Consider the following 21,124-nt stretch of genomic DNA (forward strand, 5'->3'; position numbering starts at 1 on the left):
GCTGCATGAGCCACTTCGCGGTCATTGCACCGCCCTTCTACAGCCATGTGCAGGCGCTTCAGCATCTTAGCCAGGCCTTAATCGCACGCGGACACCAGATTACTTTTATTCAGCAGACGGACGTCAGCGCGCTACTCACCGACAAGCGGATTGGCTTCTTCCCGCTGGGCTTAGCCTCCCATCCGGCCGGTAGTCTGGCGCATACCCTGCAGCTGGCGGCGCATCCTCTTGGCCCGTCAATGCTGAAGCTGATTAATGAGATGGCCCGCAGCACCGATATGCTCTGTCGCGAACTGCCGGTGGTGCTCAACACCCTGGCGATCGAGGGTGTGATTGTCGATCAGATGGAGCCTGCCGGTGCACTGGCGGCAGAGTCGCTGAACCTGCCTTTTGTGTCGGTAGCCTGCGCGCTGCCGCTGAACCGTGAGGCGGATTTCCCGCTGGCCGTGATGCCGTTTGAATATGGCAGCAGCGACCAGGCGCGCGATCGTTATCGCACCAGTGAAAAAATCTATGACTGGCTGATGCGTCGTCACGATCGGGTGATCGCCCGCAACGCCCACGCAATGGGATTAGCACCACGTGAAAAGCTGCATCACTGTTTTTCACCGCTGGCACAGATCAGCCAGCTGATACCGGAACTCGATTTTCCCCGCCAGGCGCTGCCCGATCATTTCCATTCGGTTGGCCCGTTGCGCGCTGCGGAATCGTCATCATCTGCGTCGCCGCCACGCTATTTTCCGCATGGCGACAGACCGCGTATTTTTGCTTCACTCGGCACGCTGCAGGGTCATCGCTACGGCCTGTTTAAAACCATCGTCCGTGCCTGCCAGGAGATCGACGCGCAGCTATTGCTGGCGCATTGCGGTCGACTGTCACCGTTTCAGGCGGAGAAACTGGCGCAGGTCAGCCATGTTCAGGTGGTCGATTTTGCCGACCAGGCCGCTGCACTGGCGCAGGCCGATCTGGCGATCACCCACGGCGGCATGAATACCGTGCTGGATGCGGTTAACCATCTGACGCCGCTGCTGGCGATTCCATTAGCCTTTGACCAGCCGGGCGTCGCAGCCAGAGTGGTCTGGCACGGAATCGGACGTCGTGCTTCACGCTTTTCTACCAGCCACTCGATGGCCCGCCAGCTCCAGACCCTGCTGGCTGATGAGCGCTACGGTCAGCAGATGAAAACGCTGCGCACCGCGCTTCGGCAGGCGGGCGGAACAACCCTTGCGGCGGACATCGTCGAACAGGCGATGCTGACCCGCAAACCGGTCATCACCAGGAGAGATTATGCTGCGGTATGATCTGATTCTGGTGGGTGCAGGTCTGGCGAACGGGTTAATAGCCCTGCGGCTGCGTCAGCAGCGGCCTTCCCTGCGCATTCTGCTGATTGATGCCGAAAGTGAGCCGGGCGCACATCACACCTGGTCGTTTCATGCGGAAGATCTCACTGAAACGCAGCATCACTGGATCGCCCCGCTGGTAGTTCATCACTGGCCTGGTTATGAGGTGCGTTTTCCGCAACGCAGTCGCAGCCTGAACAGTGGCTATTTCTGCGTAACCGCAGAACGCTTCGCGCAGGTCATCCGCGACCGGTTTGCACCGGATCTGTTGCTGAACACCAGAGTGGCGAGCATCGCTTCACGTTCAGTCACGCTGGAGGATGGCCGGGTACTGGAAACGGACGCGGTGATCGATGGTCGTGGCTACCAGCCTGATACCGCGCTGCGCATGGGCTTTCAGTCTTTTGTCGGGCAGGAGTGGCAGCTCAGTGCGCCACACGGCCTGACTGCGCCAATCATTATGGACGCGACGGTGGATCAGCAGGCAGGCTATCGATTTGTCTACAGCCTGCCCTTTTCAGCCGATACGCTGCTGATTGAAGATACCCACTATATTGACAACGCCACGCTGGAAGGCGATCGCGCCCGTCAGAATATCCGTGACTATGCCGCGCAGCAGGGCTGGCAATTAAAGCGGCTGCTGCGCGAAGAGCAAGGCGCATTGCCGATTACGCTAACTGGCGACGTTGATACCTTCTGGCAGAAACGCGATTTACCCTGCAGCGGCCTGCGTGCCGGGTTATTCCATCCCACCACCGGCTACTCACTGCCGCTGGCGGTCGCGCTGGCTGACCGGCTGGCGCAGATGCAGACGTTTACCTCTGAAACGCTGCACGCCACCATTGCGCAATTTGCCTCACAGACCTGGCAGCAGCAGCGCTTCTTTCGCATGCTGAACCGGATGCTGTTTCTGGCCGGTCCGGCTGACCAGCGCTGGCAGGTGATGCAACGTTTTTACGGCCTTCCCGAAGGTCTGATCGCCCGTTTTTATGCGGGAAAACTCACTTTGCCTGATCGGCTGCGTATCCTGAGCGGCAAGCCACCAGTTCCCGTACTGGCGGCGTTACAGGCTATTATGACTCCTCACCGTCAACAGGCGATGCAATGAATAGAACTACGGTAATTGGCGCAGGCTTTGGTGGTCTGGCTCTGGCAATCCGCCTTCAGGCGTCAGGTATTCCAACCCGTCTGCTGGAGCAGCGTGATAAGCCTGGCGGCCGGGCATACGTTTATGAGGAGCAGGGCTATATCTTTGATGCCGGTCCGACGGTGATCACCGATCCCAGCGCCATTGAAGAGCTGTTCACCCTGTCGGGCAAAAAGCTCTCGGACTATGTCGAGCTGATGCCGGTGAAACCGTTTTATCGCCTTTGCTGGGAGTCCGGCAAGGTGTTCAGTTATGACAATGATCAGCCCGCGCTGGAAGCGCAGATTGCCGAGTTTAACCCGCGTGACGTTGAAGGCTATCGTCGCTTCCTGGATTATTCGCGCGCGGTTTTTGCGGAAGGTTATCTGAAGCTCGGCACCGTGCCGTTTCTTTCATTCCGCGACATGCTGCGTGCCGCACCGCAGCTGGCAAAACTGCAGGCGTGGCGTAGTGTCTACAGCAAAGTGGCGAGCTACATTGAAGATGAACATCTGCGTCAGGCGTTCTCTTTCCACTCGCTGCTGGTGGGCGGAAATCCGTTTGCCACCTCGTCAATTTATACCCTGATTCATGCGCTGGAACGCGAATGGGGCGTCTGGTTCCCGCGTGGCGGCACAGGCGCGCTGGTACGGGGCATGGTGAAACTGTTCGAGGATCTGGGCGGCGAAGTGGAGCTGAATGCCAGCGTTGCCCGGCTGGAGACGCTGGAAAATAAAATCACCGCCGTGCATCTGGAAGATGGCCGGGTCTTCCCGACCCGCGCAGTTGCCTCTAACGCGGATGTGGTTCACACCTACCGCGAGCTGCTGAGCCAGCATCCGGCCTCGATGGCGCAGGGAAAATCTCTGCAGAACAAGCGCATGAGCAACTCGCTGTTCGTGATCTATTTCGGCCTGAATCATCATCACGATCAGCTGGCACACCACACGGTCTGCTTTGGTCCGCGCTACCGCGAGTTAATTGATGAGATCTTTAATAAAGACGCCCTGGCAGAAGATTTCTCGCTCTATCTGCATGCGCCCTGCGTAACCGATCCCTCACTGGCGCCCGAAGGCTGCGGCAGTTATTACGTGCTGGCACCGGTGCCGCATCTCGGCACCGCCGATATCGACTGGGCCGTTGAAGGTCCGCGTCTGCGCGATCGCATCTTCGACTATCTGGAACAGCACTATATGCCGGGCCTGCGCAGCCAGCTGGTGACGCATCGCATCTTCACGCCGTTTGATTTCCGCGATGAGCTGAACGCCTATCAGGGTTCGGCATTCTCGGTGGAGCCGATCCTGACGCAAAGCGCCTGGTTCCGGCCGCACAACCGCGACAAGAACATTAATAATCTCTATCTGGTCGGTGCAGGCACCCATCCGGGCGCGGGTATTCCCGGCGTGATCGGGTCAGCCAAAGCCACCGCAGGATTGATGCTGGAGGATCTGGCTTGAATAGTCCGTCACTGCTCGATCATGCCGTCGAAACCATGGAAGTGGGTTCGAAAAGCTTCGCCACTGCATCGAAGCTGTTTGATGCCAAAACCCGACGCAGTGTGCTGATGCTCTACTCCTGGTGTCGTCACTGTGATGATGTGATCGACGATCAGGTACTGGGATTCAGCAACGATACGCCCTCGCTGCAATCCGCCGAACAGCGCCTGACGCAGCTGGAGATGAAAACGCGTCAGGCCTATGCCGGTTCGCAGATGCATGAGCCTGCCTTTGCAGCCTTTCAGGAGGTGGCGATGGCGCACGACATTCTGCCGGCTTACGCCTTTGATCATCTGGCGGGCTTTGCGATGGATGTGCAGGAGACCCGCTATCAGACACTGGATGATACGCTGCGCTACTGCTACCACGTGGCGGGCGTGGTGGGTCTGATGATGGCGCAGATTATGGGCGTGCGCGACAACGCCACACTGGATCGTGCCTGCGATCTCGGCCTGGCGTTTCAGCTGACTAACATTGCGCGTGATATCGTTGAAGATGCTGAAGCGGGACGCTGTTATCTGCCCGCAGAGTGGTTGGCTGAAGAGGGACTGACGCGAGAGACGCTGGCCGCCCCGCAAAATCGCCAGGCGCTCAGCCGCGTTGCGCGTCGTCTGGTGGAGACGGCCGAGCCTTATTACCATTCAGCATCGGCGGGCCTGCCGGGTTTACCGCTGCGCTCGGCGTGGGCGATTGCGACGGCAAAGCAGGTCTATCGCAAGATTGGTATGAAGGTGATTCAGGCGGGTTCACAGGCGTGGGATAAACGCCAGTCCACCAGCACGCCAGAGAAACTGGCCATGCTGATGGCAGCATCGGGTCAGGCGGTTACTTCCCGGATGGCGCGTCACTCTCCACGCCCTGCTTACCTCTGGCAGCGCCCCGTTTGACACCGTGACGTTCCCGTAGCGTCGCCTGCAGTTTTGATAGCGGCGGCGCATAGAGGAAACCAAACGATACACAATCCTCTTTGCCCCGTACCGCATGATGCAGGCGGTGCGCCATATAGAGTCGGCGCAGATAACCCCGGCGCGGAACATAGCGGAAGGGCCAGCGCTGATGGACCAGACCGTCATGGACAATGAAATAGAGCAGGCCGTAGAGCGTCATCCCTGCGCCGATCCACTGCAACGGCCAGACACCGGTGCTGCCCAGATAAATAAGCAAAATCGACAGGCAGGCGAAGACGACGGCGTAGAGGTCGTTAACCTCAAACCAGCCTTTATGCGGTTCATGATGTGACAGATGCCAGCCCCAACCCCAGCCATGCATAATATATTTGTGCGCCAGTGCAGCCGTTATCTCCATACCGATAACGGTGACCAGAACAATCAGGGCATTCCAAATCCACAACATAGTTTCTCCCGAACATGCATCCTGCAAAGTGGCGCAGAGGGGTAATTTTAACAGAGATTGGGCGAAACCGTGGGTCGGGGTTGCCGGGTTTTAACGATTACTGCAGGAGATGGGGCTAAGCGTGTTTTTATCAGCATGAGCGTGCATCACCCAGCTTGCCCCGGTGATGCACAGGTGACTTAGTTATAGACCAGGTTAAAGGTGACGGTGCTGTCCGCTTTCCCCGCCATCACCTGGCCGTCTGTCTGAATATATTGCGCGTTAAACGCCATCGACGCCGCCTGATTGGGCGTGGAGACGGTCGTCAGCACTGGCAACTGGTCGGTTGAGACATTTAGCGGTACCCGCTGCCCTTCAGGGACCTGCAGACCTGCCCCATAAGTGAGAGCGATGCCTACACCGGAAGCAGAATTACTCTGTGGCGTCAGGCTGATGGCATCTTTATCACCCTGAGTGGCCATACCAAAAAAGCCTACCTTTACCGCGGCACTGTGCTCACACATCACCTGAATCTGGAACCCTTTCGGGCTTCCCGCCCGGCTGCCGATGCCGGTGAACTCCGCCTTACTCACTTTTCCCATATTCACATTAATCGCAGACTGGGAAGTGACAACGGCACAGCTGCCATACTGCACGGTAAAGCTGGAGAGGAAAAGTTGCGGCTTGTCATTGATCGGCTGGCTGCTGGCGGCGCTGTCGCCCACCTTCATGCTGGCATTGCCAATGTTCACTTCACCGACGTTCGCTGGCTGATCGCCAGGATTCAGCGGCGATCGCTCACCCGGAATTTTATAAAAAACCACATAGGACTGAAGGGTAATGTCGTGGGCGGAACTGAACTGCGGGCTGGTCTGGGAGCTACAGATGGTGCTGGTTTTTCCCTTGCCAGTCGTGTCGGAGAAGGCCGTGCCGCAATAAGAGGGTTCTTTGAAACCGATAGCGAAACCGATGCTGTCTACCCCGGCAAGACGATAAATCGGCGTATTGTGCCCGCCAGCAATATTGGTCTGTAAGCCGGACTCTTCCGCGTTAATCTGAAATCCCATCTCTTTGTAGTTATAGCCCTGTTCACCGCTGTTTTTATTACAGGTAAAGGCATTCGCACTTTGTAGCGGCATCTGTGCCGAGATCGGCGTGCCATCGGCAGCGCCCGGCACATAATTAACGTTATGCACCTGCACCACCACCTGACTGACACCCTGACAGGACTCCTGCGCCAGTGCGGGCAAACAGATGAGTGCCGGGACAACCAGTATTGCCCATTTCATTAAACGCTGAACCGATTTCATCTTAAATTCCTGTGAATTACTGGCAAACCGCAGAGACCAGTCTGACCGGATTAGTGCCGCTGGCGGCAGGCAGGCGGAACGGCGCGCGGCAGCTTTTCTGCACCCCATCTTCCTGCCACTTCAGCTCAATAACGCCCTGAGCGGGTACACCGCTCAGATAGAGTTCGCCTTTTTCAGCGACGATGCCGCTGGTGCTGCTGTTTTTTCCCTCTTCAGCGAGCGCAATCTGCCCCGTTGCACCGAAAGGTGGGAAAGCATCCTGCCAGGTAAGCGTGAACAGCACCCGATTACCCACATGGGTGGCATAATCTGCCATCACAATCGCGCCGCGCGTCGGGATAGCCGTTTGTCCATCCAGTTCAACGTCAACATTGTCGGGCAGCGTTTCCGTTTCCAGTTCGATGGCATTTTCATGGTAAGGCGAGAGTGAGGGCACAATCGCATAGCCGCGACCATCAGTGACCACATTGCTGTTGCTCTGAATGCCCACATCGGCCGTGCCCGGCACACGAACGATGGCGAAGGTGTCGCCCAGCGGCTGGCTCAGCGTAATGCCGTGTTTATGCGCAACTATTCCGCCCGACAGAGCATAATTAAACTGACTGCTGTGCCGATCATGACTGACCCCGGCACTGACGCTGCCGCGACTGCCGCGATAGTCCAGCGAGCCGTTGCTGTTGACGTTTTGTCCCTGGCTATCATGGCCCTGTTGCAAGTTGTAGTGCAGGTTATTGTCCTGCAATGCGCTGCCCGACAGGCTGACCTGCTGCGACACATTGCCATCATTACCGGCATTCATGCTGTAACTGACGGAGCTGTCGGGTAACAGTGCGCTCAAAGGAATCGAGATATTAAAAGAGACCGCGCGATCAGCCTTACGGGCGCCGGTTGAGTCGGTGTAAAACCAGGCGACTCCCCAGGAAATGGCTTTGTAATTGCTGTAGAAGCCCAGATGCAGGGTGCGATCTTCACTGTTTGAACGCCAGTAGCGCTGCACATAGGCAGAGGCGCTGAGGCTGCCATAGTCACCCATACCCTGAGAGACCGAAATCTCCGAGCGACTGCGTTTATTAGCCACATAGCTCGTCGGACTGGTCATGGCATTGGCTTCGCTGAAGGAATAGAAGCCGCTGGAGGAGTAGCGATAGCTTGCCATGCTGAAGGTGGTATTGGTTGAGGCGAAATTTTTCTGATACTGCGCGCGCACTGACTGACCACTGCTGCTCTGCTCCTGCGGCAAACGGGTTTTAGCCACAGTCACATCGGTTCCGATTGAGCCAAAATCGCCCAGGCTTTTGCCCAGGCCCGCTGCCACAGCGTGATAGTTTTGTGCGAGCTGCACGCCACCAAAGGCGGTGAAGTCGTGCGGTAATCCATAGAACAGCGTGGATTGCACAAATTCAGGCGAACGCAGATTGTTACTGCCTGAATAGTGATAACGACCGCCGCTGATGCTGTATTTCAGATGCCCCTGACGCAGCATATAGGGCACCGCCGAGTAAGGCTGGGTGAAGGTGCGCACCGACCCGTCGCTTTCATGGATGGTGATGTCGAGATCACCGCTCTGTGCGGTGGGATAGAGATCTTTGATTTCGAATGCACCTGGCGCGACCACGGTTTCATAAATCACGTAGCCATGCTGACTCACCGTCACCCGTGCATTGCTATGGGCGATGCCGTGGATCACCGGGGCAAAGCCGCGCTGACTCTCAGGAAGCATGGTGTCATCAGACATAATCTGCATACCGCGAAACTGTACGCTATCAAAAACATCGCCAGACGTATAAGTATCACCCACCCGAAACTGGCTTTTCAGTGCCTTCAAATCGCGTTCCAGATAGGTGGTCTGAGATTGCCAGTGGCTCATCAGATCGTAGCGCCAGGAGGCGGTGTTACGCAGCCGCCATGCGCCAAAATTGGCTCCGCTGCGCAGGCTGAGCAGCGTCGAGTTCCATCGGTCGCTCTCGTTGCGGCTGCTGCTGCCAGAAAGGTTATAGTCCACAAAAGCTGCAGACACGCCCTCATCCCAGCGCGCAGAATCGACATAATCACGATCTTTAAGCGTCAGCGCAATCTGGGGAATCGACAGGTTTAACTGCTGGTGCGCAAAATCAAAGTCTGTTGACGCATCAGGAATGAAATCACCTAACTCGCCAATGGCCTCATCTTTCTTCAGATGACTGAACGCGGAAAAACCCTTAATGTTCACCCCCATCGCGGAGAGCTCTTCCGCCGTCAGTTGCGGAACCAGTCCATTTTTACCCTGCACAAAAGTGACATCCCGGCTATCAATGACTCTGTTGTTGAGTAACAGCGTGACATGATAGGTACCGGGTTGCTGACCGCCTTCACGGGCGAAATAGTGGAGATCGGCGGCATTATGTTGATCGGAGGAAAACTCCAGCGCCGCCGGATTAAAGTAGTCATCCGCCCGTGCACCGCGCAACGGGCAGAACAGAATCAGCATCAGACCCGGAACACCCGCCAGCCAGGGAGAGGCATAAAGCGGTTTCACGGACCTTGTCTTCTCCATCTGAGTGTGCAGAATGTCTTTCACTGTTGGTGCCCCGGATTCAAATCAAAATAAACAATTAGCGCGTACGTTGTTCAGTGATGCCGCCATAATCATTAATGGCCGACCAGGTGACAGCACCGGAATCCGCGACGCTCCACTGGCGATCTTCGCCTGGGCCAATCATGCCAGGGTCTTTGATGGCGTGATGATTAACGCTGAGCGTATAAAAAGAGACGAAGTAAGGCGTTGGGTTGTGCGCTACCAGCTGGTTGCCTTCATGGCGAAACGAGAGTTGTTGCCACGCGTCAGCCGGACTTCCTGCCAGTCCTTTTGGCCGGTAAAAGAGTTTAAATTTTGATTTAATATTGACCTGCAGCTGATTACTTTTATCGCGCGGCGTCGGTGAAATAGATTTCACATCCAGCCAGAACACCGATTCGCGGTCTTTCGGCAGCGGCATGCCCAGATAATTAATCCTTAACAGATTCTCTTTTCCCGCATCCAGGCGGAACAGCGGTGGCGTGACAATAAAGGGCACGCGGGCGTGATCCGCTGAATTAAAATTCTCAATCCAGGATTCAACCAGATAGGGAGTGTTTTTATCCTGATTAGTGACGGAAAGGGTTGCCTCTTTTTTTCCTTCTGCAAAAATAATACGCGTCCCTCCCATCACAACACCCGCATGAGCAGCCATGCTCAGCATACACGCAGAGAAAAGCGAAATAAGTCTTATTAACTTAAACATAGTCATTTACGCCGTTGATATTTGAGAGGGAAAGCAGGGTCGCCCCTGCTATTAATCAGTTATAAACCATCACAAAGTTAGAAACTGAATTAGCCTTACCGACGGTAATGGCAGCACCATCACTTTTGTAATCCGCAAAGAAATTCAGGTCGGCAGAACCGCCATCTGTGGCCGTTACTACGTTGACCGCTTCCGAGATAGAGCCGATAGCAATTGCCGTACTGCGGTCAGCTTCATAGAGCTTAATGCCCACGCCGGTGGCGCCGCCATCAGCCACTTTCAGCAGCGTATTGTCACCGCTATCTTTATCGCCATCGAACAGTACGGCCACTTTGGTGACCGATGTCGGGCAGTCTTTGACAGAAATCGTGAATGGCGTTTCCGTAGTTTCGGTACGGCTTTCGAAATACGATTTTGCCCATTTACCTAAATCAACGGTCTGGCTTTTACTGGCGGTAGAAACGTCACAGGAAACATCAGTAATTTCACCGGTAAATTTCACTTCGCCACCTGCACCCTGTGTGCCGGCAGAGGTTCCCGGATTTGGAATAATGGGTGATGGGCCGTCAGTCGCTGCTGCTAATACTGATCCGGAAATCATAAGACCAGCCAGTGCTACTGGCAGAATACGTTTTCTGATATTCATCAAACCTGTCTCTTTTCAATTCATGCAAAGTGGCTGCAATTAGCCACCTGATGGATAGATATGCATTTTTTAAAATGCGCCAACATAAAAACCCGAGGTTTATTATGTTGGCGATATGTTAGCTCTGCACAGCTATATAAAAGATAAACAGGTCGTTTCGTTACGGTCCAATATAATAGATCGAACCATTTTCATGTTCTGGATCAAGTTTATGGAATTTAAGAAAAGGATTAATCAGACAACTCATTTCATTTATAAAATAATATATTTACCTTTGTAGTGTTTTATATTTACTTTAACTATTTATAGATTCCAGAATGGGAATATATTTTCAGCGGGTGGGAAATAGCGCAGAAGTGATGCTCAACAATAGCCTGCAACGATCATTCATGATGATGAAATAGCCAGCCAGTGCGACTTAAAGTAGGTCATGATCCATCGGCGTGCGAAAAGCGTGGCGCGCGGCGATCATCAACTGACTGACTGTGACTGTGGTAGGTAGTCGCATCAGAATTTTGCTCGCCTGCCAGTAACAGAGCACCATGACCTCATCCTCCTCCTGTTCAGCCAGCTCATGCAGCCGGATGCGCAGTGACAGCACATCAATGGTCTGCTGCTCATCCAGCATGTCAGAGATCGTCAGATTAATGACGCGATGGAGAGTTTTCCAGGTGAGATCGGTATGCAAAATTAACCTCTTCTAACGCTTATCGGCTCCGGGCAGACAGGCAGCAGGGAAGGAGCAGAAATAGCTTCGTCATTTGAGAGAGCAAACTCTGCTGATAACTATAGCTGCTCATCAGCGGCGATGCAGGCCCAGCTGTTGAGAATGCTAAAGCCGATAATTCTAACGACTAATGGTCCTGCCTGTCGCCTGTTACGCGCAGGTCAGCGGCTGATTGCTGATTTTTGTAACAATTACGGCCGAGACTTAACTGGCTGAAGCAGAGAGGATTTGCCAGAGTAAATACCCTTCCCGTCTCGTTTTATCTATGAGGAGTTTTTGATGAGTCAGCATGCTGAAGCACTGGTCTGGGGCCACGGCCCGGCGATTTTCGAAGTCTTTCTGGAACCCACCTGTCCTTTTTCGGTGCGCACATTCAATAAATTAGACGCGTTACTGGCGCATGCCGGTGAAGATAAGATTACCGTGAAGATCCGGCTGCAATCACAGCCATGGCACCTCTATTCCGGGCTGATTGTGCGCTACATTCTTGCCGCTGCCTGCGAAAGTAAAGAGGCGGCGAAGAAGGTGATGCAGGCGGTGGCCGATCATCGTGAAGAGTTTGAATTCACCGATCACTGTACCGGCCCCAACCGTGAGGCCACACCGAATCAGATTCTGGCCCGCCTGAAAGCGTACAGCGGCGTGGATGCCAGCGCCGCATTTGATCAGCCTGATCTGCAGACCGCCATTAAATGGCACTGCAAATATGCCCGCCAGAACGGTATCCATGTTTCACCGACCTTTATGGTTAACGGTCTGGTGCAACCGGATCTCAGCAGCGGTGACGACATTGAGCGCTGGGCTAGCGTTCTGGCTGGTTAGTTCTTGTGCGCGGCAGCACCGGGCCGCGCCACACTGTCTCTCTCCTTTGTGATCCAGCAAGCACGCAATCTCAATATCCTGATAATTAAGCCTGTTTTCCCATGAGCAGGCCGGTTAAGCTGTACCGCTATCAGCAGTATTTACACTGCTGCACCATCATCTTAACGGCGTCGCTGGCCTGTATTTACGCCGGTCAGGCGCTTTGTTTATTAAGGATTAGCGTATGGCGATGACGCTTGAACAGATACAGGACAAATATCCCGGTGCATTCACAGATGCATTTGGTGATTCCCCGGAATTAGCCAGCGAACTCGCGACGCTGATTATTGCCGGAAAGAAGGTCGCCACCTGCGGTTCGTTACGCAGCTGGCAGGAGCAGGAAGCATTGCCGCAGCCAGGCGGTTACAGCATTGTGCTGAACGGCGAAAAAAAGCCCGTTTGCGTGATTCGTACCACCGGATTGTTCCTGACGCGCTTTGATCGCGTGACGCCCGAGATGGCGATGCTGGAGGGTGAAGGCGATCTGAGCCTCGACCAGTGGCGGCAGGAACATCAGCGCTACTTTGAACGTGAAGGCTATTTCCACAGCGAAATGGAGCTGATCTTCGAGACGTTCCAGCTGGTCGAGGTGATCTAAACCCGCACCTTACAGCGTGTTTGCCGCCATCAGCGCCAGCCGCGTAACACCCCGCGCGGCGAGGTTCTCAGCCGCCTGTGCTGCTCGCATACCACTGGCGCACACCAGCACCACGCGCTGATCGGACGGCGGCTGCCAGGCCGCTATCTGCGGCGGCAGAATCCGTAACACCTGCCCGGCCACACTCACCGGTGCCTCCTCCACGCTGCGCAACTCCACAATGCAATCGTCCTCCGTCAGCATCGGCAGATCGATAAACGGCGTGCCTGGCGCGTCCGGTTCTGGCGCATCGTCAAAGCGAAACTGCCGCACATGCCAGTCCACAAAATCGCAGTGGATCATGCAGCCGAGTGGCGATGGCGTCAGTTCCAGCAACACGCTCAGTGCCATCTGCGCCTGCATTGCGCCCAGCGTTGACACCGCAGGTCCCATCACGCCAGCCGTGTTGCAGTTCCCTGACGACGTGGGTAATTGCGGGAACAGCGCGCGATAGCCAGGCGCACCGCCGCAGAATCCGCCGACATAGCCTTTGCGACCCAGTACTGAGGCGCAGATCAGCGGCAGGCCGCGCGGATAACAGGCGTCTGATAGCTGATAAGTGATGGCGAAGTTATCCGCCGCATCCACCACCAGATCGATTCCCTCCAGCGCCTGCGGCAGCTGACTGGCGCTAAGCGAGTGTGAATGCGCCTCAACGTGGCAGTCAGAATTTCTTTGCGCCAGCGCGCGCTGAGCGCAGATTGCTTTTGACTGCCCTACATCGTCGATGCCAAAAAGCGTCTGCCGGTGGAGGTTGTGCAGCTCGACCCGATCGCCATCGTAAAGTCGAATAAACCCGACGCCCGCGCCTGCCAGTAACGGCAGCAGCGTCGCACTAAGGCCGCCCGCGCCCACTACCAGCACACGTGCCCCGCTCAGCCGCTGCTGCCCCGCTTCGCCAATCTCCGGCAACATGGTCTGTCGCTGATAACGCTCCATTGCCGCTCCTTAAAACTGTGCCAGACCAAAAATGGGCGTGGAAGCTGACGCCATGTCGCGCTGCTCCATTAATCCCGCCTGAAACGCCTCGTGCCCGCCGTGAATCGCGGCGGCAAAAGCCCCGGCCATCCGCACCGGATCGCGCGCTTTTGCCACCGCCGTGTTGAGCAGCACGCCGTCGAAACCCATCTCCATTGCCTGCGCCGCCTGGCCCGGCGATCCGATGCCCGCATCAATTATCAGCGGCACATCTTTAAACCACGCACGCATCGTGCGCAGCCCTTCGATATTGCGCAGCCCCTGACCGGAACCTATCGGCGCGCCCCAGGGCATCAGCACTTCACAGCCCGCTTCCAGCAGTTTCTCGCCGACAATCAGATCTTCGGTGGTGTAGGGAAAGACCTGGAAGCCGTCAGCGCAGAGGATCCGCGCGGCTTCCACCAGCGCAAAGGGATCGGGTTGCAGCGTGTCGGCATGACCAATGACTTCCAGCTTGATCCAAGGCGTATCGAACAGTTCACGCGCCATCTGCGCCGTCGTCACCGCCTCTTTCACCGTGTGGCAGCCTGCGGTGTTCGGCAGAATACGTTTGTTGAGCTGTTGCAGCAGCGTGCGGAAGGCTCCGCCTTCACTGCCTTCCCGACGCAGGCTGACGGTAATAATTTCTGCGCCTGACGCGTCGATCGCCTGATGCAGGATGTCCGGTGACGGATAACCGGCGGTGCCGAGCAGAAAGCGGGATTGCGGAGTGAATTGATAGAACATGGTTAACCTCCCTGCATCGGTGACAGGATTTCCAGCTGGCTGCCCGCCTCAAGCATCTGGCTGGCATAACGGCTGCGTGGCACAAACTCGCCGTTCAGTGCTGTGGCGACGGTGCGCGGGTCAATCTGCTGCTCCGTCATAAGCTCTGCCAGCGTGCCAGCATCGGTTTCAATCGTGCGTCCATTAAGTTGAACTCGCATGAGTCATCTCCTGTGTGAGTTGCAGCATGAGTTTTTCAGCCATGATCGGCGCCAGCAAAAAGCCGTGACGGTAAAGCCCGTTTAGCGAGAAACGGCCATTTTCATAGCGGACTTCCGGCAGGTTCTGTCGGTAGGCGGGACGCAGACCGGTGCCGCTCTCCACAATGCGCGCTTCGGCCAGCGCCGGATGCAGGCTATAAGCGGCACTGAGCAGCTCCATCATCGCCCTGGCGCTGATCGGACTGCTGTCATGGCTTTCGACCATGGTGGCACCCAGCATGAAGTGCCCGCCTGCACGCGGCACCAGATAGCAGGGAAAGCGTGGATGCAGCAGCCGGACGGGACGGGAAAGCTGAACGTCAGGTGATTGCAGGATCAGCATTTCGCCTCGCACGGCGCGCAGCGTGGGCTGCTCATCCGTGGCGTGGATGCCACGGCAGTCGATGATTTTGCCGCTGGGTTTTCCACTGTGAAGGGACACGCCAGCCTGCTGCAGCTTGTCGCGCAGTTGCTGCATCGCGCGGCGGGGATCGAGATGCGCCTCCGCCGCGAAAAACAGGCCGCGGGCAAAGCGGTTTTCCAGCGCCGGTTCAATCTCTCCGGGCGCGACCCACTGATGCTGCTGCGTCATGCTGGCGAAGCGCGTCAGTTCGCGGCTGTCACGCGGTGGCGCCACCACCAGCGTGCCCTGCTGTTCCACGCCATCCACGCGTTGCGCCCACCAGCCCGCCGCGTGCTGGCCCCATTCGATCACCTGCGGCGGCGCGCTTTCCGCTTCGCACCAGGGCGCGAGCATGCCGCCCGCCCAGTGTGAGGCGGCACGACAGTCCGGCTGCGTAATGATTTCGACAGTTTCTCCCCGCTCCACAAGCAGTGTGGCGACACATAGCCCGGCCACGCCGCTGCCAAGCACCGACCAGCGGCTCATGGTATCCACCGGCGAGGAAGAGAGAGATTCAGGATGAGATATTTCACTGTGGCCTCGTTATCAGTTAACGAAGACCCGTGATACGGAGGGGAAAAGCAGAGACGTCGCGATCGCGCCCCTGCGGCAAGTATCTGATGCGATACCCGTCTTCCTACGCCAGTATCAACTGGGTCAGGTTCTAAGGGTCGCTAAGCCGCGCAATGCGCTATTAGCCTCTCAGTCTCTCTGGCGAGACTCCCCTGACGGGTTTAGTTGTAAGTTAAGCGGGCAGCTTCGTCAAGCCGCGTGCAGGGTGCAAAACCCGAATAGCGGGATTAACGGGCAGAACCGGACGGCCAGTCAGCGGCGGTTGCCAGCGTCACAAAGGGTCCTGCCAGCGTCTGATTGTGATGACCAATAATCTTTTCCGCAGAGAGGTGCGGATTATCGACGGTGGTATGCGCATCGGAAATCAGCACGACCTTAAAACCCAGCTCCGGTGCGGCGCGACAGGTGGTATCAACACAGAACTCGGTTTTCATCCCGGCTATCACCAGTTGTTTCACGCCTCTTTGCTTAAGCTGAAGTTGCAGGCCGGTCTCTCTGAAACAGCTGGGATATCTTTTTGTAAAGACGACATCTGACTGCGGGTTAACCTGCAGTTCCGGTATCAGGTGGGTCAGCGGGCTTTGCTCGTTGAAAGGGGAATCATCGGGGCCAATATGGCGTGCAAAAAAGAGGGGCACGTCAGACTGCCGTGCTTTGGTGATGAGCAGAGTGATATTCGACAGAATGTTGTCTGCGGCAAAAGGCGCCGCTGGACCATGAAAAAGGCCCTGCTGCATATCGATGATTAAAAGTGCACTTTCAGATGTCATCATGACCTGGCTCCATTCAGTTTTTAAGAACGGAGAGCAGGTCCCCGTCCGGTTCGGCGGGGAGAGGGAATCTGTTGTGTCAGGTGCCAGTCACAGAGTCGCCCACGCCGCCGCTGAGCACGGTGGTGGTGACGGTTGTGAAAGACAGAACTGACATAAACATTTTCTGATCCTGAGTTGATCAATTCGTAAGGCGTCACACCTGGAACAAGGGGACTGAAATCTACATTACCCTGAACGCTGACGCTTTTAAAGCGCCTGAAGTGATTGCGTCACCGCGTCGGTGATTTCCCGAATACGCGGTTCGGCGCGGCGATAATAGGTCCATTTCCCGACTTTGCTGGCTTCGACCAGCCCGGCACTGTGAAGCGCTTTCAGGCATAACGACGTGGCGGGCTGTGATAAGCCCGCCTTGTCCTGTATGAGGCTGGCACAAACGCCGTACTGATCGAAGGGATAGAGCTGGGTATAGCCCGCAAACGCTTCTTCAGGATTTTTAAGCCACTTCAGCACTGCCACCCGGGTTGGATTGGACAGTAACTTCAGGGCATTTTCGGGGGACATGCCGCCTCACAGAGTATCAGGATTGAAAAACAGGATAGTCAGTATAGCCTTTCTCAGTGCCGCCATACAGGGAGGCATTATCGACCTCATTCAGCGGATAACCTGATTGAATGCGCGCAGGCAGGTCGGGATTGGCAATAAACGAACGGCCAAAACCAAACAGATCGCCCCAGCCTTTTTTCAGCACATGCTGCGCTTTTTCAGCCGTGTAACGTCCCGAATAGATGATCGGAGATCGGAATGTTTCGCGCAGTGCGACGCGAAAACTCTCTGGCATATCCGGGCTATTATCCCAGTCCGCTTCGGCAATCGAGAGATAGCCAACTTCCAGCTCATTCAGCAGTTGCGCGGCACGGATGTAGGTCGCGTGGGGATCGCTTTCAACCAGACCGAGATAGACGCGCTCTTCGTCGGTACTCGAAAACAGCGGCGCAAACCGGACGCCCACACGATGGCTACCAAAGACTGAGCTGACCGCCTCAACGACTTCGCGCAGGAAACGCAGACGATTCTCCGCTGAGCCGCCATATTCATCCGTACGGAAGTTGGTATGTTCTGAAATAAACTGGTTAATCAGATAACCGTTAGCAGAGTGCAGTTCCACGCCGTCGAAACCGGCTGCTTTGGCGTTCTCCGCTGCGCGCCGGTAGAGCGCCACGATCTCTTTCACTTCCTCTGTGGTGAGTGCCCGCGGCTCGCTGGGTGCGGTCAGTATCCCCGCGCCTGGTCCGGTTTCAATGAATACCCGGACGTTGTCGGCTGCGATGGCTGAAGGCGCTACCGGTGGCTGCTTACCTGGCTGAAGTTCATTATGTGATACGCGGCCAACATGCCAGAGCTGGCAGAAAATCGTGGCACCTTCCTGATGTACCGCCTCGGTAACCTTTTTCCAGCCCGCGATCTGCGCGTCGCTGTGGATCCCCGGCGTCCATGCATAACCCTGCCCGCGAGGCTCAATCTGGGTGCCTTCGGTGACCATCAGTCCCGCGCTGGCACGCTGGCGGTAATACTCCACCATCAACTCGCCGGGAATGTTGCCCGGCTGTTCACTGCGACAGCGTGTCAGGGGTGGCAAGACAATGCGGTTGCGAAGTTTTAGATCGCCCAGGTTCAGGGGGGTAAAAAGTGACGGCATAACAAAAAGTCCTCTGATGTTTAAGAGGCGCCATTATATTTATACATTTAAATTTGTAAATGTGTAATCTGTGCTTTTTGTTCAGGGACAAAGTATCAGAGGGGGGATCCTGCAGACATCGCCTTCAGGCCAGCTGCAGGATCATCAGGACATTATGAAGCGTATTTTTCAGTGAACGCCTGCCACTGCTGCCGATAGATATCCAGTTGCTTCAACGCAGTATCAATAGACGATTGTGCAGCATTGCCAGGGTTAGGCGTTGCACGGATGATTGACGCAAAGGTACTGAATACAGAGTCTATATCACTGCCCGAGTTCATGGCTTTCATCATGCCGTTCAGCTCAACCTGGGGCCGTGCGGTGCCGTTTTCAAACGCTTTGAGATTATCACGTGCACTATCCTGCATGTCGCGGGTGCCATAACGCATCGCTAATGTCAGCGTATCCTGAGCGCCCGACAACATCGCGCTGGTACGAATAGCAACTTTGATGTTTATCATCTGGTCAGCGATGTGAGTCGCCTGTTGCTGATGGGATCCAGAGACATATTTATCAATCAATGTATGGAGCTTAGACTGAGTCAGGGTCAGCGCCATGGCTTCAGCAGTATCGCTGTTATCATACTGACCACGCCCCACCTGCCCTTCAATCAGTACCTGATGTAAGGCAGCAGCAAAGTCATCCATCGCACTCTGCGTATTGTCAGCCGTCATACTCAGAAGCGGACTCAATGTGCTGGCATCCCAGCTGGTGTTGGGATCGTTGAACAGGGCATAGCCGAGGTTAACGGATGGCCCCTGATCGGATGACTTTAACTCTGCCAGTGCCTTGAGATTTTTTTCCTGTTGCTCAGCTGAGATAGGCTCATCCCTGGCCTGTAGCAGGCGCGCTCTTGCCTCGGGGGAGATCACCACCACGCTGGCCGGTAACTCTTTAGCGGTGATACTTTCTATAATGCTGTCCGATACTCTATTTGGTGTGATGAGCGTGGTTGTATATCCTCTTGCCACGTCTGTGGTAACGCCACTGATTAACCCCATAATGCCCTCTACGGTTTGTCTGGTTGAACAATTAATCGGCAGGATGTAACTAATCTTTACGGGGATATATTCAATCCGTGATTCAGGCAACTTTTTTAGGTTTAAGGTAGGACGACATGACTTTATTTCATCATGGGTTCAGATATCTTAAGCTGGCCCCCAGCAGATCAGCGCATCCTGACAAGGAAATTCAGAGGAAGAGTTGTGATTAATACACTTTCTTTAGAAGCGCTCGGGCCACGTATTTGTATTATGGGCCCGTCGAACAGCGGAAAATCGACCTTGGCTGATGCTATTTCCCGCAAAACAGCCTTACCCGTTGTTCATCTGGATCAACTTCACCATATTCCGGAAAGTCAGTGGGTTCCCACAGCACCGGCAGAGTTTCTCCGTTTACATGCTGACGCGGTGAGTCAGGAAAAATGGGTAATGGATGGGAATTACACAAAGTGCATTGAAGAGAGACTCACTCGTGCCACAGGATTAATTCTTCTCGATATAAAAGTGCCAGTGGCGCTGCTTCGGTATATTCGCAGGTGCTACTCCTCCACACCGCGAATTGGCGGTATCGGAAAGAGCAGAGAGCATATGACCATTGAGATGCTGAAATATATTATCCACACTGCCCCGCAAAATCGGCAGCGCCATAAGAAGCTTTACGACCAGGCCAGACTGCCAAAACTTCTGCTTCAATCTTCAGGTGATGTTAAAGCCTGTCTGGAATACTGGGGCTTAAAACTGAAAAATCAGTAACCCACGCAACTGCGATTAATCAACGAGCTTTAAGCTCGCCAGAAGCGCATTCAGCGATTCAACTGGCCCGGTATGTTTTGTATCTGAACGGGTTGTGTCCCAGGGCATTGCGTCATCGTTACAGTAATCCCCAATGCACTGCATATCGGCAGGATCATTGAGTAAACCCACCGGAATCCAGATATAAGGCTTACCACGCAACAGGTTAGGTACGGTAGAGCCACAACTGGAACAAAAATCGTTGCGATAACCTGTGGGTTTTCGCCACGAAGCGATCTGACTTTCACCGGATAGCCAGCTAAAGTCCGCCTCATTCACCAGCGTCGCCAGGTTGAAGCCGGTTCCGCTTTGCTTTCTGCACAGTGAACAGTGGCAGCGATAAAAGCGTTCGGGGGTGACTGCTAATTCAAAAGTCACGGCTTCACACAGACATGCTCCTTTCATTAGATCGCCTTGTGGGTTGGGATTGAGGGATTGCCTGGTATTTTCGGTTCTGAAACAGCAGCGGGTAACTATCGGTCATTCCTGATCGTAATCAGCTACGGCTGAATAACAGTTTCAGCCCAGCCAGACCAAAGCAACAGGCTAACAGCGCATCGAGTCCACGACGAATCCGACGGTAAAAGGCGCTCATCACAGCGGTTGAGAACAGCAGAGCGTAACCGCCGAATACAAAAACGCAGATGGCCGCACAGCCGCAGAGAATGATCGGTAGCGTTGAAGCGATCCCCTCCGGCTTCAGCGCAAATGACATAATCGCCACCCAGGTGAGAATGGCTTTGGGATTGCCGATATGCAGCAGGATGCCCTGACGGAACAGCCTGCCATACGCGACCCGCTCATCGCTGGCGGTAAAGTCACTGGCTTCCGTCCGGCGCAAAGCAGATTTGCCCGCTTTAAACGCCAGCCAGAGCAGATATAAACCACCGCCAATTTTTAACGCAATCAGCAACTGTGCGAAGGTTGCCAGCACGGTCAGTACACCGCAGGCGGCCAGCAGTGCCCAGATCATCGACCCAGTCACCACACCCGCCGCCAGCGCCAGTGCAGCACCTCTGCCCTTTTTCATTGCCGTGCCCATAATGGCCATATTGCTCGGTCCGGGACTCGCCGTGGCAACAAAATAGGTGGTGAAGATCAGGATTAACTCTTGTGAAAGCGCCATGATTTTCTCTGCGGTGGGGGTTATCACTCTGTTATATCGGCAG

The 21,124-nt window shown here is 55.3% G+C and carries 23 protein-coding genes and 1 riboswitch; of the genes, 7 read left to right on the forward strand and 16 right to left on the reverse strand.

The features are described from left to right. Window positions 1-5 precede the first annotated feature (5 nt). From ACN1CO_RS15605 to crtB, 4 genes are read left to right on the forward strand one after another with little or no spacing between them, the layout of a single operon-like run. Complete coding sequence (locus tag ACN1CO_RS15605) at window positions 6-1,301, forward strand: glycosyltransferase (RefSeq protein WP_419139725.1); 1,296 nt, start codon at window positions 6-8, stop codon at window positions 1,299-1,301. Next, the gene (crtY, locus tag ACN1CO_RS15610; protein ID WP_419139726.1) at window positions 1,288-2,448 is read left to right on the forward strand and encodes a lycopene beta-cyclase CrtY; all 1,161 of its coding nucleotides are present in this window, start codon (window positions 1,288-1,290) and stop codon (window positions 2,446-2,448) included. Before ACN1CO_RS15605 ends, crtY begins: the two co-directional genes overlap by 14 nt. Continuing rightward, on the forward strand, window positions 2,445-3,923 hold the full coding sequence (locus ACN1CO_RS15615; protein ID WP_419139727.1) for a phytoene desaturase: 1,479 nt from the start codon (window positions 2,445-2,447) through the stop codon (window positions 3,921-3,923). Before crtY ends, ACN1CO_RS15615 begins: the two co-directional genes overlap by 4 nt. Beyond that, the gene (gene crtB, locus ACN1CO_RS15620) at window positions 3,920-4,849 is read left to right on the forward strand and encodes a 15-cis-phytoene synthase CrtB (RefSeq protein ID WP_419139728.1); all 930 of its coding nucleotides are present in this window, start codon (window positions 3,920-3,922) and stop codon (window positions 4,847-4,849) included. The genes ACN1CO_RS15615 and crtB overlap by 4 nt, the downstream gene beginning before the upstream one ends. On the opposite strand, the gene ACN1CO_RS15625 is transcribed toward crtB, so the two are convergent. From ACN1CO_RS15625 to ACN1CO_RS15650, 6 genes are all read right to left on the reverse strand, one after another. Beyond that, complete coding sequence (locus tag ACN1CO_RS15625; RefSeq protein WP_419139729.1) at window positions 4,788-5,315, reverse strand: sterol desaturase family protein; 528 nt, start codon at window positions 5,313-5,315, stop codon at window positions 4,788-4,790. The two genes, crtB and ACN1CO_RS15625, sit on opposite strands and share 62 nt — an antisense overlap. A gap of 179 nt (window positions 5,316-5,494) precedes the next feature. Continuing rightward, window positions 5,495-6,604 carry a fimbrial protein gene (locus ACN1CO_RS15630; protein ID WP_419139730.1) on the reverse strand — a complete coding sequence of 370 codons (1,110 nt, stop codon included), beginning with the start codon at window positions 6,602-6,604 and terminating at the stop codon, window positions 5,495-5,497. A 16-nt stretch (window positions 6,605-6,620) separates the two neighbouring features. Next, window positions 6,621-9,137 carry a fimbria/pilus outer membrane usher protein gene (locus ACN1CO_RS15635; protein WP_419139731.1) on the reverse strand — a complete coding sequence of 839 codons (2,517 nt, stop codon included), beginning with the start codon at window positions 9,135-9,137 and terminating at the stop codon, window positions 6,621-6,623. Window positions 9,138-9,195: 58 nt separating this feature from the next. Beyond that, the gene (locus ACN1CO_RS15640) at window positions 9,196-9,864 is read right to left on the reverse strand and encodes a molecular chaperone (protein ID WP_419139732.1); all 669 of its coding nucleotides are present in this window, start codon (window positions 9,862-9,864) and stop codon (window positions 9,196-9,198) included. A gap of 55 nt (window positions 9,865-9,919) precedes the next feature. After that, window positions 9,920-10,510 (reverse strand): fimbrial protein, encoded by a 591-nt coding sequence (locus tag ACN1CO_RS15645; protein WP_419139733.1) that lies wholly within the window; start codon window positions 10,508-10,510, stop codon window positions 9,920-9,922. Window positions 10,511-10,928: 418 nt separating this feature from the next. Beyond that, the gene (locus ACN1CO_RS15650; protein ID WP_419139734.1) at window positions 10,929-11,198 is read right to left on the reverse strand and encodes a hypothetical protein; all 270 of its coding nucleotides are present in this window, start codon (window positions 11,196-11,198) and stop codon (window positions 10,929-10,931) included. A 318-nt stretch (window positions 11,199-11,516) separates the two neighbouring features. On the opposite strand from ACN1CO_RS15650, the gene ACN1CO_RS15655 reads away from it, so the two are divergent. Together ACN1CO_RS15655 and ACN1CO_RS15660 are read left to right on the forward strand one after the other, a co-directional pair. Further along, the gene (locus ACN1CO_RS15655; RefSeq protein WP_419139735.1) at window positions 11,517-12,059 is read left to right on the forward strand and encodes a DsbA family protein; all 543 of its coding nucleotides are present in this window, start codon (window positions 11,517-11,519) and stop codon (window positions 12,057-12,059) included. 223 nt (window positions 12,060-12,282) lie between these two features. Then, window positions 12,283-12,696: an ASCH domain-containing protein gene (locus ACN1CO_RS15660; protein ID WP_419139736.1), complete on the forward strand. Its 414-nt coding sequence runs from the start codon at window positions 12,283-12,285 to the stop codon at window positions 12,694-12,696. A gap of 9 nt (window positions 12,697-12,705) precedes the next feature. On the opposite strand, the gene ACN1CO_RS15665 is transcribed toward ACN1CO_RS15660, so the two are convergent. From ACN1CO_RS15665 to ACN1CO_RS15700, 8 genes are all read right to left on the reverse strand, one after another. Further along, window positions 12,706-13,674, reverse strand: coding sequence for a HesA/MoeB/ThiF family protein (locus tag ACN1CO_RS15665; RefSeq protein WP_419139737.1), 969 nt, complete (start codon window positions 13,672-13,674; stop codon window positions 12,706-12,708). Between the two features lie 9 nt (window positions 13,675-13,683). Beyond that, on the reverse strand, window positions 13,684-14,439 hold the full coding sequence (locus ACN1CO_RS15670) for a thiazole synthase (RefSeq protein WP_419139738.1): 756 nt from the start codon (window positions 14,437-14,439) through the stop codon (window positions 13,684-13,686). Between the two features lie 2 nt (window positions 14,440-14,441). Continuing rightward, entirely contained in the window at window positions 14,442-14,639 is a 198-nt protein-coding gene (gene thiS, locus ACN1CO_RS15675; RefSeq protein ID WP_419139739.1) for a sulfur carrier protein ThiS, read from the reverse strand. Then, a complete protein-coding gene (locus ACN1CO_RS15680) occupies window positions 14,623-15,567 on the reverse strand; it encodes an FAD-dependent oxidoreductase (RefSeq protein WP_419139740.1) in 945 nt (314 codons plus the stop codon). The genes thiS and ACN1CO_RS15680 overlap by 17 nt, the downstream gene beginning before the upstream one ends. Before the next feature lie 131 nt (window positions 15,568-15,698). Beyond that, window positions 15,699-15,818: riboswitch (TPP riboswitch) on the reverse strand. A 63-nt stretch (window positions 15,819-15,881) separates the two neighbouring features. Beyond that, window positions 15,882-16,427 (reverse strand): cysteine hydrolase family protein, encoded by a 546-nt coding sequence (locus ACN1CO_RS15685; RefSeq protein ID WP_419139741.1) that lies wholly within the window; start codon window positions 16,425-16,427, stop codon window positions 15,882-15,884. A gap of 246 nt (window positions 16,428-16,673) precedes the next feature. Beyond that, a complete protein-coding gene (locus ACN1CO_RS15690; protein ID WP_419139742.1) occupies window positions 16,674-16,988 on the reverse strand; it encodes an ArsR/SmtB family transcription factor in 315 nt (104 codons plus the stop codon). Between the two features lie 16 nt (window positions 16,989-17,004). Next, window positions 17,005-18,123 carry an alkene reductase gene (locus tag ACN1CO_RS15695; RefSeq protein WP_419139743.1) on the reverse strand — a complete coding sequence of 373 codons (1,119 nt, stop codon included), beginning with the start codon at window positions 18,121-18,123 and terminating at the stop codon, window positions 17,005-17,007. A gap of 152 nt (window positions 18,124-18,275) precedes the next feature. Beyond that, window positions 18,276-19,163, reverse strand: coding sequence for a hypothetical protein (locus ACN1CO_RS15700; RefSeq protein WP_419139744.1), 888 nt, complete (start codon window positions 19,161-19,163; stop codon window positions 18,276-18,278). A gap of 204 nt (window positions 19,164-19,367) precedes the next feature. On the opposite strand from ACN1CO_RS15700, the gene ACN1CO_RS15705 reads away from it, so the two are divergent. After that, entirely contained in the window at window positions 19,368-19,916 is a 549-nt protein-coding gene (locus tag ACN1CO_RS15705) for an AAA family ATPase (protein ID WP_419139745.1), read from the forward strand. Between the two features lie 15 nt (window positions 19,917-19,931). Here ACN1CO_RS15705 and ACN1CO_RS15710 read toward each other — a convergent pair whose 3' ends face one another. Both ACN1CO_RS15710 and ACN1CO_RS15715 read right to left on the reverse strand, forming a co-directional pair. Next, the gene (locus ACN1CO_RS15710) at window positions 19,932-20,360 is read right to left on the reverse strand and encodes a GFA family protein (protein WP_419139746.1); all 429 of its coding nucleotides are present in this window, start codon (window positions 20,358-20,360) and stop codon (window positions 19,932-19,934) included. A 91-nt stretch (window positions 20,361-20,451) separates the two neighbouring features. Further along, a complete protein-coding gene (locus ACN1CO_RS15715; protein ID WP_419139747.1) occupies window positions 20,452-21,081 on the reverse strand; it encodes a LysE family translocator in 630 nt (209 codons plus the stop codon). Window positions 21,082-21,124: the final 43 nt, after the last annotated feature.

Source organism: Pantoea sp. R13S299, assembly GCF_048515925.1.
Classification (GTDB): domain Bacteria; phylum Pseudomonadota; class Gammaproteobacteria; order Enterobacterales; family Enterobacteriaceae; genus Pantoea.